Source organism: Bacillus sp. AFS031507 (assembly GCF_002584635.1).
Classification (GTDB): Bacteria; Bacillota; Bacilli; order Bacillales; family Cytobacillaceae; genus Neobacillus.
Genome location: NZ_NUOW01000052.1, coordinates 1 through 17,317, shown reverse-complemented (window position 1 = coordinate 17,317; position 17,317 = coordinate 1). Strand labels below are relative to the sequence as shown.

The 17,317-nt window shown below is 35.9% G+C and carries 19 protein-coding genes and 2 pseudogenes; 15 read left to right on the top strand and 6 right to left on the bottom strand.

The features are described 5' to 3' along the window. Positions 1-171 precede the first annotated feature (171 nt). The 3 genes from COE25_RS27765 (at position 172) to COE25_RS31110 (ending at position 1,691) form a co-directional block, all read left to right on the top strand. Positions 172-543, top strand: a complete 372-nt coding sequence (locus COE25_RS27765; protein WP_098934949.1) for a YxiJ family protein — start codon at positions 172-174, stop codon at positions 541-543. Positions 544-747: 204 nt separating this feature from the next. Next, a complete protein-coding gene (locus COE25_RS27760; RefSeq protein ID WP_098934948.1) occupies positions 748-1,209 on the top strand; it encodes a hypothetical protein in 462 nt (153 codons plus the stop codon). Between the two features lie 341 nt (positions 1,210-1,550). Continuing rightward, positions 1,551-1,691: a hypothetical protein gene (locus tag COE25_RS31110; protein WP_180247637.1), complete on the top strand. Its 141-nt coding sequence runs from the start codon at positions 1,551-1,553 to the stop codon at positions 1,689-1,691. A gap of 205 nt (positions 1,692-1,896) precedes the next feature. Here the strand turns inward: COE25_RS31110 and COE25_RS27755 are convergent, their stop codons facing one another. After that, positions 1,897-2,211, bottom strand: coding sequence for a hypothetical protein (locus COE25_RS27755; protein WP_098934947.1), 315 nt, complete (start codon positions 2,209-2,211; stop codon positions 1,897-1,899). Between the two features lie 15 nt (positions 2,212-2,226). On the opposite strand from COE25_RS27755, the pseudogene COE25_RS27750 reads away from it, so the two are divergent. The 6 genes and pseudogenes from COE25_RS27750 to COE25_RS27725 form a co-directional block, all read left to right on the top strand. After that, a pseudogene (locus tag COE25_RS27750) lies at positions 2,227-2,493 on the top strand (recombinase family protein); the annotation flags it as partial. A gap of 414 nt (positions 2,494-2,907) precedes the next feature. Further along, complete coding sequence (locus COE25_RS27740; protein WP_098934944.1) at positions 2,908-5,814, top strand: immunoglobulin-like domain-containing protein; 2,907 nt, start codon at positions 2,908-2,910, stop codon at positions 5,812-5,814. A 426-nt stretch (positions 5,815-6,240) separates the two neighbouring features. Next, the gene (locus COE25_RS27735; RefSeq protein ID WP_098934943.1) at positions 6,241-6,801 is read left to right on the top strand and encodes a hypothetical protein; all 561 of its coding nucleotides are present in this window, start codon (positions 6,241-6,243) and stop codon (positions 6,799-6,801) included. A gap of 151 nt (positions 6,802-6,952) precedes the next feature. Beyond that, entirely contained in the window at positions 6,953-7,513 is a 561-nt protein-coding gene (locus COE25_RS27730) for a CBO0543 family protein (RefSeq protein ID WP_098934942.1), read from the top strand. A gap of 468 nt (positions 7,514-7,981) precedes the next feature. Next, positions 7,982-8,149 (top strand): hypothetical protein, encoded by a 168-nt coding sequence (locus tag COE25_RS31105; RefSeq protein WP_180247636.1) that lies wholly within the window; start codon positions 7,982-7,984, stop codon positions 8,147-8,149. Between the two features lie 279 nt (positions 8,150-8,428). Further along, the gene (locus COE25_RS27725; protein WP_098934941.1) at positions 8,429-8,863 is read left to right on the top strand and encodes a DUF192 domain-containing protein; all 435 of its coding nucleotides are present in this window, start codon (positions 8,429-8,431) and stop codon (positions 8,861-8,863) included. Positions 8,864-8,971: 108 nt separating this feature from the next. Here the strand turns inward: COE25_RS27725 and COE25_RS31100 are convergent, their stop codons facing one another. Then, positions 8,972-9,127 (bottom strand): hypothetical protein, encoded by a 156-nt coding sequence (locus tag COE25_RS31100; RefSeq protein ID WP_180247635.1) that lies wholly within the window; start codon positions 9,125-9,127, stop codon positions 8,972-8,974. A 111-nt stretch (positions 9,128-9,238) separates the two neighbouring features. On the opposite strand from COE25_RS31100, the gene COE25_RS27720 reads away from it, so the two are divergent. Further along, positions 9,239-9,748, top strand: coding sequence for an RNA polymerase sigma factor (locus COE25_RS27720; RefSeq protein WP_098934940.1), 510 nt, complete (start codon positions 9,239-9,241; stop codon positions 9,746-9,748). Positions 9,749-9,763: 15 nt separating this feature from the next. After that, on the top strand, positions 9,764-10,855 hold the full coding sequence (locus tag COE25_RS27715) for a DUF4179 domain-containing protein (protein ID WP_098934939.1): 1,092 nt from the start codon (positions 9,764-9,766) through the stop codon (positions 10,853-10,855). A gap of 269 nt (positions 10,856-11,124) precedes the next feature. Here the strand turns inward: COE25_RS27715 and COE25_RS27710 are convergent, their stop codons facing one another. Further along, on the bottom strand, positions 11,125-11,748 hold the full coding sequence (locus COE25_RS27710) for a hypothetical protein (protein ID WP_098934938.1): 624 nt from the start codon (positions 11,746-11,748) through the stop codon (positions 11,125-11,127). A gap of 219 nt (positions 11,749-11,967) precedes the next feature. Here COE25_RS27710 and COE25_RS27705 point away from each other — a divergent pair, with 219 nt between their 5' ends. Then, a complete protein-coding gene (locus tag COE25_RS27705; protein WP_098934937.1) occupies positions 11,968-12,183 on the top strand; it encodes a DUF3006 domain-containing protein in 216 nt (71 codons plus the stop codon). Between the two features lie 277 nt (positions 12,184-12,460). Here the strand turns inward: COE25_RS27705 and COE25_RS27700 are convergent, their stop codons facing one another. Next, complete coding sequence (locus COE25_RS27700) at positions 12,461-13,138, bottom strand: hypothetical protein (protein WP_098934936.1); 678 nt, start codon at positions 13,136-13,138, stop codon at positions 12,461-12,463. A gap of 142 nt (positions 13,139-13,280) precedes the next feature. Here COE25_RS27700 and COE25_RS27695 point away from each other — a divergent pair. Then, positions 13,281-13,847 (top strand): annotated as a pseudogene (locus tag COE25_RS27695) (cupin domain-containing protein); the annotation flags it as partial. Further along, the gene (locus tag COE25_RS27690) at positions 13,836-14,195 is read left to right on the top strand and encodes a DUF5661 family protein (RefSeq protein ID WP_257209001.1); all 360 of its coding nucleotides are present in this window, start codon (positions 13,836-13,838) and stop codon (positions 14,193-14,195) included. The pseudogene COE25_RS27695 and the gene COE25_RS27690, both read left to right, overlap by 12 nt. Positions 14,196-14,714: 519 nt before the next feature. Here COE25_RS27690 and COE25_RS27685 read toward each other — a convergent pair. Further along, positions 14,715-15,704 carry a DUF3231 family protein gene (locus tag COE25_RS27685; protein WP_098934935.1) on the bottom strand — a complete coding sequence of 330 codons (990 nt, stop codon included), beginning with the start codon at positions 15,702-15,704 and terminating at the stop codon, positions 14,715-14,717. Positions 15,705-16,082: 378 nt separating this feature from the next. Then, on the bottom strand, positions 16,083-16,463 hold the full coding sequence (locus tag COE25_RS27680; protein ID WP_098934934.1) for a hypothetical protein: 381 nt from the start codon (positions 16,461-16,463) through the stop codon (positions 16,083-16,085). A 394-nt stretch (positions 16,464-16,857) separates the two neighbouring features. Here COE25_RS27680 and COE25_RS27675 point away from each other — a divergent pair, with 394 nt between their 5' ends. Continuing rightward, the gene (locus tag COE25_RS27675) at positions 16,858-17,205 is read left to right on the top strand and encodes a hypothetical protein (RefSeq protein ID WP_098934933.1); all 348 of its coding nucleotides are present in this window, start codon (positions 16,858-16,860) and stop codon (positions 17,203-17,205) included. The last annotated feature ends 112 nt before the right edge of the window (positions 17,206-17,317 follow it).

Here is a 17,317-nt window from a genome sequence, read left to right as displayed (position 1 = left end):
GCGACCTTTCTACCCGGAGGGTGGAGTACAATTTACCGCAAGGTAGAAAGGCTCCCTTCTACTCCACTACTTCAATAAGGAGTAAAGCTTTTTACTGCACTAACGGGGCAGGTTAGCTGAAGAAGGAAACGTGATAAACTGGGTAAATGACATACTTAAACGGGTGAAAATATGGACAATATCTTAAAAAAACTAATTGATATTAAATACGATTTAGATAATCCATTTCCGCATAGAGGTACGGATCAAATACAAGAAGATTTTAGAACAGAGTTTTTAAATTTATCTGAGGAAGAGGACTGTCTAACGGGTGATTTTAACACTTACTGTATGAATATAGCTGGAACTCTAAGTTATGTTTTAGCAGGCAAAACAAATAAAATTCCCCAACTTCAAATTGAAATATTACAGAAGTTCTTCTTTGATTTCTTTAAACAATATAAGTTTTTTGAGGACAAAATTGAAACCTATAATGATTTCTTTCGAGAGTATAAAAACTTTGAAGAAACAAGAAAATTATTATTACAATTGTTATCAAAGTAAGTATCCTAGTTGAACGAACAGGTGCTTTAAGAAGGTAGCACCTTTCCCTTGTTCGACTAACGGAGCAGTTTAACTTAAGAAGAAGAAGGCAGACAAGAAAAGCTGTTTTTGTGGCGGTTGGAGATTAGTGAAGAACAACTTACATGACTTAAAATGAATACTTAAAAAATGAAAAGAGAACGATAAGAAAGAGGAGGGCTAAATATGTCAAATAAAAATCAGTGGTTACTTAATGTTCCTATGGTCTTATTAGTATGGTTAACACTCCCTTTTTTAGGGTTACATAATATTAAGAAATTCCTTCCTGCATCAATTTTTATTGTAATTATAGAAAATCTTTTTGCCCAAATTGGGAAGAAACGCAAATGGTGGGTTTTTTATAAAAAATATCCATATATTTCAGTGGCATTACCTTTTTATATAGGACCTTTTTTGGTAGGTTCAATGTGGATATTAAAATGGACATATGGAAATTTTAAACGTTTTATTTCACTAAATACAATAGTAGATGGTATGTTTACCATTCTAATGATGGGTTTATTAAAAAAATTAAAAATAGTCACACTCGTTCGGTTTAATAAAATTCAATTTTTCCTTTATATGTTTCTTAAGTCGTTTTTGTTATATGGATTTCAGTACCTAATTGAAAAGAGAAAAAATTACTAGATGTGGTTAAAGGGAGTAAATTGTTATTTATGTTAAAATTGGTTGTGTATGTGAAATTTTTCACTTAAGCTAACGGGTAGCTTGAGTTAAAGAAGTGGATTCCTGCGGGATAGGAACATGATGATCGCTGCGGCGGTCATTTTTCTTTTTGAACTAACTGTTCAGGTTAGTGAAACTTTAGTAATTTTAAATCATATAACTACAAAAAGGAAACGTTTTAGTCTAAATGGAAGTGAATGTATTGAGTATAGCTGCTTGGTTTGGAGTCGGCATTGGCATAGCAGCTGCAATAGTTTATTGAGAAAATCGAAAAGAAAAAAATAAATTCGTGGGGATAAATAATGAATGTGACAATTGAAATACATTACAAAGCCAGCAGTAAATTAATGCAGCGGAACAACCTTCCACTAAGAGGTAAACGGCCTGAATTTGTTGCTTACCAGTGGTGGAAGCAAATAAAAAAGAAATGCCCAATGACCTAGAATTGGAACAGGTTAAAGTGAATGGAGGCAATGACATCACGCAGCTAGTTTTAGATATAGAAGCTCAGGGTTGGAAAAAGATTAAGAACAATAGGGTTTTGCCTTTTAAGAAAAAATAAATCTATGACCTAGAGTACGACTAAAAAAAGAAGTATCACTTAGACACTTCTTACGAAGCCACAAATTTGTGGTTTTGGTTATTGGATTAATTTTCCTCTACTTCGGAGTTATTATTGCTAGTATTTTCAGTTACTTCTGCAGATGCTCCTTCACGCCAACCTTTAAACCTATAAACTCTGCTTTTGATTCTTCTACCTGAACCTCCGACGCCTACATTCCATCCTGTTTCTTGATTAGCCTTAATACCTATGTTGCCATCTCCAGATAAATCGTAAAACTCTTCAATTTCAACTTCAAAGGCATTTTCAATCCTTGTAGCTATAGCTAACTCTTGTGTAACACGAGCTTGAGATTCCGTTATAAAATTTGTAATCTCTTGTAAGGCTGCTTCCTCTTCCAACTTTTTTAAGTCTTTGAGGATACTCCAACAGGACGATTAATTTTTAATATTTTTTCTGCGTTTGCTGAGTTTGAAAGGGACTTTATTGTTGAACGGACAAAAGAGGGGAAGGAAATTGCCAAGCAAAAAGGCAATTTTAAAGAGGGCAGACCAAGGAAGTTTAAAAAGGCACAAATTGAGCATGCATTGAAGCTCCTGGAAACACATTCGTACATGCAAGTAGAAGATATAACAGGTATAAGTAAAAGCACGCTCATTAGAGCAAAGAAACGTCAGGAGTAGCTCCTTCAATGAGAAAAGTGTAAAGTGTGTCGGCCATAATGGTCGATTTTTTTTTTATTAATGAAGAATAATGGTGATGTTTTCTACTGGATTGTTGATTTACCTGAAAGGACGAAATTCACGGATATAATGATAATCCAAACAAGAGCTTTAACCATAATTGTTTTAATATGATTTCCTTTTGCAATTACAGTTGCAATAGGAAATGATCTAGTAGCGATTCTTGCTGATGGGTTTAGACCTGCAACAGGTTCATCTAATTTGTTACTTAAGCAGCTCCACTTCAAAGAACTCTTGTTTTAGCAGTGTTCGTGTAACATTATATACCACGTATGAAAATTCTAATTGAAAGAAAAATAAATAAAGAAGTAAAGACAATGGATTTGCTTCTTAGCTGAAAGGGGGGTGCTCCAAATGAAAAACACCATAAATAAGGTGTTTAACATTTTTGTTTCTGGATTATTAACTATGACTGTCCTAGGAGCATGTGGACAAGATACAAAAGATATTACAGTAAATGATGATAATAAAAAACAAGTAGCGAAATCAGAGCTGGGTTCTCGAACCAATTCTGTACAAATGCAAAACACAGCAAGGAAATCAGATAATGGTACAATAAATCCTTCCCAAATCCTCAAGCTAAATAACGCAGGTACTAAGACTACGTTTGTTAGCGGACTTATTAATCAAGATACAACATGGACCGCAGCGGGTTCTCCCTATTCATTATCAGGAAATATTCATATAGCGAATGGGGTTACATTAACGGTAGAGCCTGGGGTAACGATTGAAGGCAACGGTCTTAGTTTAAAAGTTTACGGAAATCTTGAAGCAGTAGGTCACCCTGATTCAAAGATAACGTTTAACAGTGTAAATATCGAACCAGGTCTAACGGATTATACTAAGCCATTTCTTATTCATATTGAAAATGCTGACATTTCTAAAGGTAGTTTGTATCGTAATACTAATAGTGATATATATGGAAGTTTAATATTAAGGGACTCAAAGGTATTTAATATATCTTATCCCTTATCCATTCAGTCACCACAAAGTGATATATCCATAGAACGAAATCTATTTTCGAATACTAACGGAATTGATATTGTACAATACAAGAATACTGCAATAAATATATCAAAAAATATATTTACCAATTCTAGGGGAATAGGAATTAAAACTGGTACCGATGCTAAAATAAGCATATTAAATAATGTTTTTTATTATTACAATCAATATGCAGTTAAATGTTTTTGGAGTATTCTAGCTCATCCAAATGAACAAGTTATTGTTTCATACAATTCTTTTTTAACCCGTAAGGATTTATTAACTGAGGCATTAATTATAGAAAATCAAACCACAGAATATGTAAAAATGACGGGTACCAATAACTATTGGGGAACAACAGATGAAACAGTCATCGAAAAAATGATCCATGATAAAATTGACGACCTCAGTGTTGGTTCTTATATCAATTTCAAACCATATTTACAATCACCAGATCCAAATACGGCATATTTAGATATTGTTAAACCTATCATTTCAGGCGCAACAGATGCTACAATTAAGATGAATTCAACATTTGATTCTATGTTAGGTGTATTTGCAAATGATAATGTGGATGGGGATATAACAAGAAAAGTTATTGTATCTGGATACGTTGATAATACAAAGCCAGGTAGATATACCTTGACTTACACTGTAGAGGATATTATGGGAAATATATCATCTGTTACAAGAAACATTACCGTAGTGGATGATATAAATCCTGTGATTACGGGTATAGCAGATACCTCAATTAATATTAACTCATATTTTAAGCCTATGTATGGTGTATCTGCAACGGATAATGCAGATGGTGATATAACATGGAAAATTATTGTAAATGGAAATGTTAATAGAAAACCAGGTATGTATACTTTGACTTATACTGTAGAAGATAGTTCAGGAAATAAAACATCCGTTACAAGAAACATTACAGTGTTCGATGATACAAACCCTGTGCTTACTGGAATAGATGATAAATCTATTAATGTTAACTCGAATTTTGATGCTATGTATGGCGTAACTGCAATAGATAATGCAGATGGCGATATAACAAACGATATCATACTATCTGGAAATGTAGATATTACAAAGCCAGGTATATATTCTTTAACTTATACAGTAGAAGATAATTCAGGAAATATAACAACTGATACAAGAAATATCACCGTAACGCTTGCATTCCCATCAAATTTAAAAGTGGTTGCTAGTTCATACAATAGCGTAAATTTAACTTGGTCAGGGGTTAGCGGGGCTTCAGGATATGAAATCTATAGATCTACATCAAGCTCGGGGACCTTTACAAAAATTGCAACTTCATCGAGTACCTCTTTTATCAATACATCTTTGAACACCGGGACGACCTATTACTATAAAGTTAGAGCCTATCAAATCTCAACACCCGCATCATATAGCAGTTTTAGTTCTGTAGTTTCTGCAAAACCTATACCTGCGACGCCATCTTCAGCCAAGGCTGTTTCATCGTCTTATAATAGTATAAAAACTAGCTGGGCAGCCGTTAGTGGAGCAAGCGGCTATGAGGTTTTTCGTGCAACATCCAGCACAGGATCTTATTCTCTTGTAGGAACAACAGCATCAACAAGTTTTACAAATGCAGGACTTACAACTAATAAACCATATTATTACAAAATTAGAGCTTACAGAACGGTTGGAAGTACGAAAGTATACAGTAATTATTCAGCTGTAGTTAATGCCAAACCAGTACCATCTGCCGTAACTTCTGTAAAAGCAGTTTCATCGTCTTATAATAGTATAAGAACTAGTTGGACAGCAGTTAGTGGAGCAAGTGGGTATGAAGTATACAGGGCGACATCCTCAACAGGAACATATTCGCGTGTCGGGACAACGACAGCAACAAGCTATACGAATACAGGCCTTACAACTAATAAGCCCTATTATTACAAGATAAGGACCTACAGGATGGTCGGCACAACGAAAGTTTACGGAGTGTTCACTACTTTCGTTTCAGCAAAGCCAATCCCATCCGTTCCAGTGAATTTCAAGGCTTACAGGTATAGTACGACAAGCATTAAAACATCCTGGAGCTACGTAGCAGGTGCAAGCGGGTATCAGTTGTACCGTGCAACATCAAGCACAGGGACGTATAGCTTGATAAAAACAACGGCGTCCACTTCATATATCAACTTGAAGTTAACAAAAGGAAAGACGTATTATTACAAAGTAAGGGCCTATAGAACAGTGGGAACAACAAAAGTTTATAGTGGCTGGACAAAGATAATGAGTGCAAAATCTTATTAGAAAAATTAGAAAAACCCCAAACGACTTGGGGTTTTCTATATTCATTCTCATTAAGGCTTTATAAGGCTGTATCTTACACTTAAACTACCATGAAAATATGTTTCTTCAAGATTAGAAAAATAACAATACTTAAGAAGACCCTGCTCAATGGTTAAAAAAGAGGAGAGCGATAATAAATAAGTCTATGGATTAGGGTTGACTGGATTAAGGTCAGTATCAGTATTGACACTTCCTAACCATTTTCATTCTCTGTGGTGAAGCGCTGATTTTTGCGCCTCATGGATGGCTAAGGGGTGCTTTAGTTGAGCAAAGGGGTTGGCTGTGGCAATCCATTTTTCTTATTGTGATAAAAAATAGTTATTCGTTTAGCAATTGTTCTGAAATACTTATATCGTACAAATACCATATAAGAAGAGGGGTTCAGATATGGTTAAGGATATTAGGTTTAAATTTATGCCCTATTATGATGATATGGATGCGGAGGATTACCATAACTTTGATTTGTGGGGAAAACTAGATATATTAATTGACGGTGTATCGTTTTTTAATAATTATAATTACCCTGAAAATGGTGGCCCATTGAGAATGACAAAAGAGGGATTTGTAGGTCAACTTGCTACTTTTCTTGCGGAGTTACCTGAAGTGCCTCAAAGATTATTGGAAGAAGAGACAGTGGTTGTTAAGGATGATTCAACAAGTAAATGTCTTGTGTTTTCCTTGAGAGAAAATATAGTTTCATTTGCAATTTGTGAATATGAGTCCACGGTACCTCCTTGGCAAAAAGGAATATACTACGATGGTGTAGGAGTATCTCATTCGGAAAAAATTCCCCAAACCGATAAAAATATTATAGAAATTATTCAATTTAATCAAGGATTGAAAAATGGGTTACAAAATTTTATACGAGAACTTATTGAACGATATCCAAGTATTATTAAAGATGAGAGTTTCATAAATATAAGAAATACAGTAGTCAGTATCAATTAGAATGTTTTTGCTTATTAAGCTAACGTGGTGCAAGAGTTATAGATGGAGATCGCTGCGGCGATCTTTTTTCTTGTTCCACTAACGGAGCAGTATAGTTGAAAAAATATGGTAAAGACTAACAGTAAATGAATATCAAGTTGAGGTGTAATCGGTGACATACCAAGAAGGATTGGAACAAATTGATAAAGCAACTCAACAAATAACTGAAGCAAATCGATTAGTTAGTGAAGCAATAATGAACGCTTTTTTATTTACTTGGCAATGGTGGATTGCTTTAACCATGTTAATTGTTCCTTGGATTATATGGTGGATATTCCGAAACCAAGAAAGTACAGCTCGTTTATTTTTTGCTGGCTTACTAGTGATGGTTTTATCAGAAATACTTGATGCATTTGGTGTTAGTTTTGGAAAGTGGTCCTATCCCGTGAAAGTTATACCAGTGGCTACTATAAACTTCCCATTTCGACTCTCGGTTTTACCTGTGTTCGTAATGCTACTGCTGCAATTTAAGCCTAGTTTTAATCCCTATATTAAAGCAATTTTTTTTGGTGGATTAGGTGCATATGTGGGAATGCCAATGATGGCTATGATTGATTTATATAAGAAAATTGACTGGGCTTATACATATTCCTTCTTTATTTTAACTTCAATGTATTTATTGGCACATTGGTTTAGTCGAATGAATTCTTTTGAAAAAATCAATAAAAATTGAAGAAAGGCATATATACTCGGTAAAATGGTACCACATAACAGTATTCGAACCCTTAATCACAATGATCATCGTGTAAATTATTGACCGAGGAATTAAGGAAAAAGTACCCAGGGTGGTTTTTAAAATGAGAAAAAAACCGTAGCTAGCAGCTACGGCAAAGAGGTGAAGGTAGCGTAAACCTTCAATGAGATATTTATGTTGTATATAGGTTGAAGTAGACCTCATTGTCTAAGACAGAACCATCCTGTGTAAAGATGGTTAAGGAAAATGAACAATTGTAACTAGGTTAAATATAACGAGTTACTAAAAAATGATTCCTGCCTGAATGAGTGAAAAGATTGTGAACCATTTTACTTAAAGTAACGGGTGCTTATGTAAAAGATGGGGTTGCTACGGCAGCCCTTATTTCTTGTTCCAATAACTGGGCAAATAGGTTAAATTAGCAGTATATATTTTGGGAGGTATGAAATGGGGAGATATTTGGTTGGTATTGTAATGGTTATTTGTGGAATCTTACTCCTAATCATTAATCAAGGTAAAGACTTTAAAGAAGTTGAAGAATCATTAGTGATGGCTTATATATTTCTAATAGGTGGATTTATTTATATCGTATATAAATATATTCGAAAGCGATAATCCTTACTCAACTAACGGGTGCAAGAGTTTAAGATCCAGCTGCCAGACTTGGTGGCTTTTTCTTATTGCATTAACGTAAGCAGTTTAGTTGAATAAAACTTCCTTAATCTTTTTATATATTGTAGCAGTGATTATTGAAAATAAAGTATTAAATGTATAACCATATAATAAGTATAGGAAGTGAAAAGGAGTTTTCCTCGTTGTTTTTTTCTTCTTGTTTTCTTTTTATCTCCAACTTTCTTCCTTTTATTATAAAGGGAAAAGACAAAGTGAGTGAATATGTTGAAAAATAGATTCAAATTAATCGGTTTTCTTTTTCGTCAAGAAAAAGAAGCAAGTCTTCAAACAAAAATGATTAAAGTATCTAGTGGAGAAAGGACAACCAAATTAACCGTTCAAGTTGCAGATACTCAAGAAAAAAGAGATAAGGGCTTAATGTTTGTTAGAAAATTACCCAAAAATGAGGGGATGCTATTTGTATTTTCAGGAAAAACATATGGCGGTTTTTGGATGAAAAACACCTTAATTCCTTTATCTATTGCATTTCTTGATTCAGATGGGAAAATTCTAAAAATACTAGATATGGTGCCTTGTAAAGAGGATGAATGTCCTACTTATGATCCGGAACTTTTTTATCATTATGCAATCGAAGTTAATCTTGGATGGTTTGAAAAGAATCAAATCAAAGTAGGGGATTTTGTAAAGCTTGATTAAAATCACCTCACCTCTATGAGTTCTTAGAGGTGATTTTTTAATAGATATTTATGCTAATATTACTGAAAAGATTGTGAATTAATGTACTTAAACAAACGGGTGCTTATGTTAAAAATGGGATGGCTGCGGTGATCCCGTTTTTTTATTGTGTAACTGGCAGTTTAGTTCAATAAGAACGGCCAAAATCCTCGTATGTAAATCCAACAATTCTTCTAGTAAAACCCCATCAGGCAAACCCAGAAATGGGTAGATAGTTAACTCCATATTTCTGCCCCCTTATACAGCTGATACCATTATACCATAATAGAGAAAAAATAAATTTTTTACCAATAAAAAACAAAAGTCGGCCGTCTACTATATGAAAGGAGGCCAAAGATGACTCAAACTAGTTTGCATCAATTAAAGACCTCGGTGGATCCCCGGGATGAATTTAAACAATTATATATTAATCATAAAAAACATGTTTTCGCGATGGCGTTATCGATTTTAAGAGATTTTGAATTGGCCGAGGATGTACTGCAAGAGGTGTATATCAAACTTTACCAACATTCAAAGTATAATCAAGTGACCAATGTGAGAGCATGGCTGATTCGGGTAACGCGCAACACGGCACTCGACCTTTACCGGAAAAAAAAGCGCGAATTGACCGGGTTTGACGACCAATATTTTGAACGTCTGGAGTACATATCCGAAGACCCAGTCGACAAAATAGTGTTATCCAAATACCTTGCACTCCTGGATAGTGGAGAGCGGCAGATTGTCATCATGAAGGATATCTCGGGGCTAAAGCATAAAGAAATAGCCAAAATTATGGAGATGCCTTTGGGAACCGTTCTCTGGAAATACCGAATGGCCTTGAAAAAACTAAAAAAAGGTCTGGAGTAAGGAGGAAATTTTTGGATGGAAAATGAAAAAATCATGAAGCATTTAGACAATGCTTTGGAAAAGCAGGTCCCAGATGTATGGGATGAGTTGAATAAAAAAATCGACCAGTTAGGAGACAATTCTATGACCATAAGAGAGAAAAAATCTCCTTTAAGAAGGATATTACTTACGGCTGCAGCCTGTTTGATTGTGGCATCTTCCCTGACTTTTTCACCAGTAAGAGCGGCGATCCAAAACGTTTACGATAAAATTTTCTCAAGCGAACATATCGATGATAGTGGATTAAAATCCGCCCTTACAAATGGAATGGGCCAAGAAATCAACAAATCCTACTATGATAAAGATCACGATATTACCGTTCATTTTAATAGTATCCTGATGGATGACAAGGAAGCCAAGCTTTTGGTTACCTATGAAAGCAAGAAAACTAATTTGAAAAACTATTACCTTGATCTTTTTGAAGGCTTTACTTCCATGAACATAGTGGTAGGCAATGAGGTAAAGAAATTGGAAAATATCGGCTGGGGCAGCCGTTATTACGATGAGAAGGCGAACAAAGTGGCAGAAGCGCTCTCGTTTGAATCCATCAGCACGTTCCAAGGGGATGAAGTCCATTTAAAATTGAAAGACTTGACCATTCATGGGAAAAATGGGGCAAGCCGTGTAGAAACCGTTTGGCCACTTGATTTCAAGCTCTCGAAAGAAGCGGTTGGTGGTCGCGAAACCTTTGATGTGAGTAAAGAATTTACATTTAATAATGAAACCTATCAAGTAAAGCGAGTGGAATTTTCGCCACTTGAAACAAGGGTGGTCGTCACCGGCACAGACATTAAACCACATATCGAAAACGGTGTCGCCTACGATGTGTTCAGCAAACTCCAACTGCAATTCTTAAATGCCAGAAAAGTTGATAAAGAAAAAGGGTATACTGTCGATTACAACAAGTCTGGTGTATTCTTAAATTCGGCCGGCAAAGTGGCCGACCCAATCTTCAGCAAGGCGGAAGCAGACGGACCGCGTGACCAATACGTCCTCTACTTCGCCCCAGTCAAAGACCGCCAAAACTGCGTTCTTCAAGTGGGCGATTTAAAAATTAACTTAAGATAAAATGGGAAGCTGTCTCAAAGTTTTTGGGGCAGTTTTTTTGGTTAATGCATCGATGTTATGCGAATTATCAGGCATTGCAAAAAAGTTACCGGACGGAGCCTAAATAAAATGACTCCGGCACAATGCGGGAGTCACTTATTAGCAGCTTAAAATATTCGGTCTTTTTTTAGACTGTCCATTTTATGGGTCACAGTTCAAAAACTGGAAGGGTTTTTTATTTTTGCTGTAATCAGCAGCCGAAAATAAGAACAACATTTATTGGAGTTCATTTAATGTTTAATTACTCTAGGATTAAAAATATCTTGAATGTTTGGAGGCATGAATTTTATTCTGTTGGATAATTCCCACAAATCCCACCAAAATTGTACGAGCCCATGAATTTTGTAAAACCAAGTACTTTGTGGTGAATGGAAACTTGCAATTATTGGTTCATTGTAGACGACCGATGATGCATTATGAAGAAAAGGGTGTAAGCCTAGTTCAATAAAGGTTCCAAGCCTTCCCGCGTTTACCAATGAGGTTCTAAGGTCTCCCTTGCCGAGTACCATATCTGGTTTGCCATGAATTAGTCTTTCTGCGTCTGATGCATGCTGATCGTTCCATGATACATCAACTAAGTTTCCTTTATCATCTCGCATAAATAATCCTTGAACCTTTAGTTCTGTTGGAATTGCTGTCCATGATGGTGCAAGTAAATTTGGATCTGCATTAGGTTGTTTGTCATACCATTGATGAACTAGCGCTGTAAAATTGCGGTGAAATACGAGAAATTCTAAACCGCCTTCATCAGTTCCTATTTGGAATTTTCTTGTTGGAAGATTTGGATAATCTTCTGGCTTATGCCAAGCATGATGCAATTGCGCCAAATCTTCAGGGAAATTAGGTATTATCATTTGTTATCCTCCTTTTTGGGTAGAAATTCCAACATTTTAGTGTTTGGAAATTTTCATATTTTATTACCGGAAACTAAATTCCAAAGAGATTGATGTACTAGACGGTTATTCGTATAGTGTCTAAAAGTTTTAACTTTGGAACAGAGTGAAAAATACCCTTTATTTATATTATTTTTACTACCAATGGTTCAAAAATTAGTGTAAAGACGGTGAAATAATTTGGTTAAAGGAATCATTGAACGGTTTGAAGGGAAATTCGCAGTTGTAGAAATTGATGGGAAAACTAAGGATTTTCCTAAAGCAATTTTTCCTAAGAGTGCAGCCGTTGGGGATGTTGTTGAAATTAACGGAGAAAAAGTAAAAGTCCTAAAAGATGAAACTGATAAACTAAGGCAAGAGATTGAAGAACTTATGGACGATGTGTGGGAAGATTAAATGGTGAAGTCCTTTTCTATTAAGAGAAGGGCTTCTTTTTTGCTTTAATGAAAATTTCATCTTCAACTAAAGGGGCAGAATAGTTCAATAAAGTGTTTCAGCTTATCAATTTCCTTGTAGACCCTTCCTATAAATTCATTAGTAGGAAGGGTCTCTCTTTTGCAATCTATTTTTTTCTAAAATGGACTAAATTATTAACAAGTATTTTGTTGAAATTTGAAAAAATTAATATTTTAGATAAATTTCGTTACCTTACTAAAACTACACTTTCAAACCATCATCCTTGTCCAGTAAAAGAGGGTCCTAAAAGCACCTGGGCCCATTGTCCTTTTTTAACACATAGCCAAAGTGTACATTGTTCCTGTTCATCAATAATCGTCAGGAAATCACCTACTTCACCGTCTGTCGGCAATACCTTTTCCGCAGCTTGAACGGATATCACTGTTGGGGTAACGGTATCACTGCTATGCTGTGGAAAAGTCTGCTTATGAGGTACGAGCTGCACTTGGGCTAATTTATCCGAAATGAACCGACCTCCCCTGCTGTTAGTACCGTATCCGAGGATTCCTACTGGTCCTTTTCCGTAGATTCCATTGCCCCCTGTCTCGGCGTATGGTGGAATCGGTGTGTCTCCTGCGAGCCCAATAACACCAGCAGCAAGAGGAGGAGGAGGAGGAACATTAGTTCCTCCACTTCTTGTCGGTACGATTGGTTTTCCACCTCTGCCTAACACGCCTGGACCTGGTTCTGGAGGACCGCTGAAGATGGTATCATTGCCACTTATTCTTATTATACGTAACTCGGCTTCAGCCCCCTGAGCATATACTCCTACACCGCCAGTTTCGTCTATAGCTGGAATAGGGTTTCCACTACCGCCCGCTATCCCGACCACTCCAGCGCCATGCTTTAGACGTAATTCATTACCGATGTCAGGTTGTCTTCCGCCTTGTCCCAACAGTCCAACACCCGGAGGATCAGTTCTTCTCCGAGAAGGTTCGGTCCGTGATCCGCCAATTCCGTGTACACCAATCCCACCTACTCCTCCTTTGGTTGCACCTGCACCCTTACCGAGAACCCCAGTGAAGGAGTTGAGAAAAATGTATAATGCTCCTTTTTCGTATTCACACCAATACCAATATCCAAATCCTTACTTTTTTTATAAACCAATAAATAACAATATAATACAGCCCAATTACTGGACTACACACGATGTTGCTAACCGATTGGATTATTTTCAATCATCAAATGGAAGAAATACAGTCGGACTAAAAGATTATGGAAGGAAACCATTTGTAATCAATATTAATGAAGCTACAAAGCAAAACAATAACTACCTTACCGCAATATGGACAGGAAATCATTTGCAAGTTACATTAATGAGTCTTAAAGCTGGGGAAGATATCGGTTTAGAAATTCACCCTAACGTTGACCAATTTTTACGCATTGAACAAGGTCAAGGGATTGTTCAAATGGGCAAGAGAAAAGTTAATTTAGACTTTGTGTGAAATGTTTATGATGATTCCGCTATTTTGATACCAGCTGGAATATGGCATAATGTAACCAATACAGGTAATATCCCGTTGAAAATTTATTCTATATACGCACCTCCACAACATCCATTTGGTACGGTTCATGTAACTAAAGCGGATGCTTTGGCTGCAGAACAACGTTCTGACTGTGATTTGAACTATTTTCATCCAACAAAGTATCCAAATAGGATTCAAACTAATAATTTAAACATCGTTAAAAATAACTATTCTAAAGAGGAAGCAGCAGCGATAGCTTTACTTTTAGGCATTGATTTTAATAAAAGCAAGTTTGATTTAGATGAGTTTTGGATGGGAGTAAATACAGAGCTTGAACATGGAAAAATATCCAGCCAAACTAATGTTACAGGCGATGATCCTATTATTACTGGAAAAATTGCACTGGCTCATCTTAACGAGTTTCCTGATTACTACAAAAGATTAAAGGTACTTGAGGAAGAAGCAAAAGCCTATTGGAACAAATGATTTAATTGGATACCTAAATGATAAGAATAGCTTATATTTGTAAGTTAATTCAAAATAGTATATAGAAAAAGCCCCTCTCAATTAAGAGAAGGGCTTTTATTTTGCCACAATTTATCCAAATCTCAAGATACGATACCATTTAAACAGCTTGAATATTAAAGGAGAGAAGAGAGGTGATATATGTATATTTTATTGCCGTGGTGGATTACAGAGTCTTGGGACCGGTTATAGTATTATCGGCATGGTAAAGTTTAAATTCAAGTATACGAGTACGGGAGTGCATATAAAGCATGGGCATCAACAGGAAAGATATCTGTCTGGAATTGTTACGGGAGCACTCCTGAACAAGCTAAAGAAATGGCAGAGTTTAGAATGAAGCAGGCAATGGAAGAAGTGAATTTTTTTTAAAACTTCCGGATATTTACTCAATCCACCTTGGTGGCTTTTTTTCTTATTGAGCTAACGAAGCGGGTTTGTTGAAAAACAATAATAAAAACCAACCCAATCAGTGAAACTTTATCAATTAGATAATTCTCTACGATCAACCGAATGCGGTGGTTTCTCGAACCATTCATTAGCAATCATGATTTCCGCACAGTCTTCCGCGAGTTTGACATCATTTTTAATTGCAGAAGCATATTTGAGTCCTAGATCGCGCCGCATGGAACCGGACAAGGCAGTTCCATAATATGCCATGGCAGATTGAATAAGAAAGGAACAATGGAAAATCATCAATTTATCGGAAAAAGGTGCTGTCTCGGAATCGGTGATATGGGTATCCCAGGAAATCGACGAACTGATAAAGTCCTCATGCAGGATTGAACGAAAAATCGAAAGATGCTCTTCTGTCTGTTCCACCACCCGTTGGAAAAAAGTCCGAATTTCTTTCGACTCAGCAGTTTGGGTAAAACCTAAGATTAAATCTTTTGCGAGTGTACTCTTCTGTAAATTAAAATAAAGACTGCTAATTTCAATAACGTTCAAGGGTCGATGGTCCCCTAACCAACCGGCAAGAAAACTTTGTTTTTTAGCAAATTCCACTTCTTCTGGCAAGGAGATGGTAGGAACCCGATCCGATAGTCCCTTAGATTTTAACATGTCTAAGGTCGTATCATATATCTCAGAAGCGCCTTTGAATGCTTCTAAATAAAATCTTCGTACGTCCAGCCTGTGAGATATGGTCATTCCGAGTGAATAAGCGGTTAATCCATGGGTAGTCATTCCGTGAAGATAAAACAGCCAAAATTCATCAGAAAATAAGCGAGGAGCATCAAGATGGACATCTTTCTCCGTAAATCCATGCGGAATCGGAAACTGTTCTTTTTGAAAAATCTCAGTGATCATTTGAAGGAAATGATTGGACAGTTGTTGTGCTTTTTCAAAAATGGAATAGATGTCGGAATCCATAATGGTTTTTAAAGCATAGGAATTGACGCACCGTGCCATCGTGTTGGTGAGATAGGGGGTCCAAAGATTCGATACATCCAGTTCTACGATTTTTTTAATCATTGCTATGCCTCCAAAATAATTTTTTTAACCCTATCAAAGCCATGATAAAAACCAATTTATTTTGCACTTTTTTATTAGCTTTTATAGGTATTAATTTACGGCTACTTGCTTTATTGACAGGACATATTGTACACAATTATGTGAAGTAATATACTTAAACAAACGGGTGCTTGAGTTAAAGATTGGGTTGCTGCGGCGGCTCTTTTTCTTGTTCCACTAACGTGGCAGTTTAATTTAAGTGTAATTATTCACAATCTGTATTTCTAAATGTCTTTTTCCTCTATACAAAATGACTCCCACCACATGAAAAAAGAGAATGAATTCAATATGAAATCATCCCCTCAAATAGTTTGAAAATGCTTATACTGATATTACTCATCAATGACTCGCTAAACGTTTTTCAAAATCCGCTTTAAACAACAGAATAGCATCAATATTTACAGCAAAATCGTGGTCACTTATATTAAAATTAGTTATAAACTCGTTAGATCTCTCACGAACCATAATTGTCGGAAGGATGTCCTGAGTTACAGTACTTCCACCATAGAAATACCAGTTAGTTTCAGTAGGCGCATTTGCTGCATTCTTAGATAAGTCATTTTTTATGATTTCGCATAAATTATCCATAAAATCTTCAGTAAGCTTAATGCTTTTTCCATACTCACCATCAACAGATACATCAGCATTTCCATACCATATATTCCTGCTTCTTGGCTTTCCGTCATTTGAAGTGAATGTTTCATCAAACAAAATCTTCATTTTCATTACCCTCCGTTAATATATTATTTCTTCACACTATTATATACCAATTAGAGATTGTAAAATAGCTTGCTGATAGTCTCACTAAACTTGTAAGAGTTAGGCAAGCTAACTTCAAAGTAGGGTTTCTCCTAAAGTTGTGAGTTAGAGTGGTGTCTATACTCATATCTTACTGAGGAGCCCTATTTTTTTCAAAGTCGAAAAATAACGATCTACAGGAAGACTATCGGGGGCTTTTGTGAAAGAAAACGGTTGCCAATAAACTGGTTGCTTTTCTTATTCAACTAAAGAAGCAGGATAGTTGAGAAGGACAATAAAAGTAACATATTGTAATTTATGGTAAAATATAAATGGTTGTACAAGCTATTTAGAACTTGATTAGGAGGCTTTCTCATTGAAAAAACTCACTAAATTTGCAGCGATTTGTTTTACAGGTGCTTTTACTTTACCATTTGTTATTAATACTACAGGTTTAAACAAAGCCGAGGCATTCTCTCAACCTCCCTTGACTAAAACGGTAGTTCCCGTATCGTCTACTGACTTAGGTTCTATTAAAGTGGTTGTACCAGTTGAAGAACAATATAGGATAGAAAACTCAAAGGCAGCTGTTTCCTTATCGTCTACTGTCGTAGGTTCAATTACGGTGATTGTACCAGCTGAAGAACAAAATAGGATAGAAAACTCATCGGCTTTAATATCAGGCTTTGCACCGATTGACCAGACTTCTTTTTTAAAAAGATAAAGTAAATAAGAATTATACATTGTCAAAATCTTGCTCAATTAACGGGTGCATTACTGGAACAACGGTAATGCTTTTTCTTATTGAAGTAACGGAGCAGGATAGCATTCCTGTA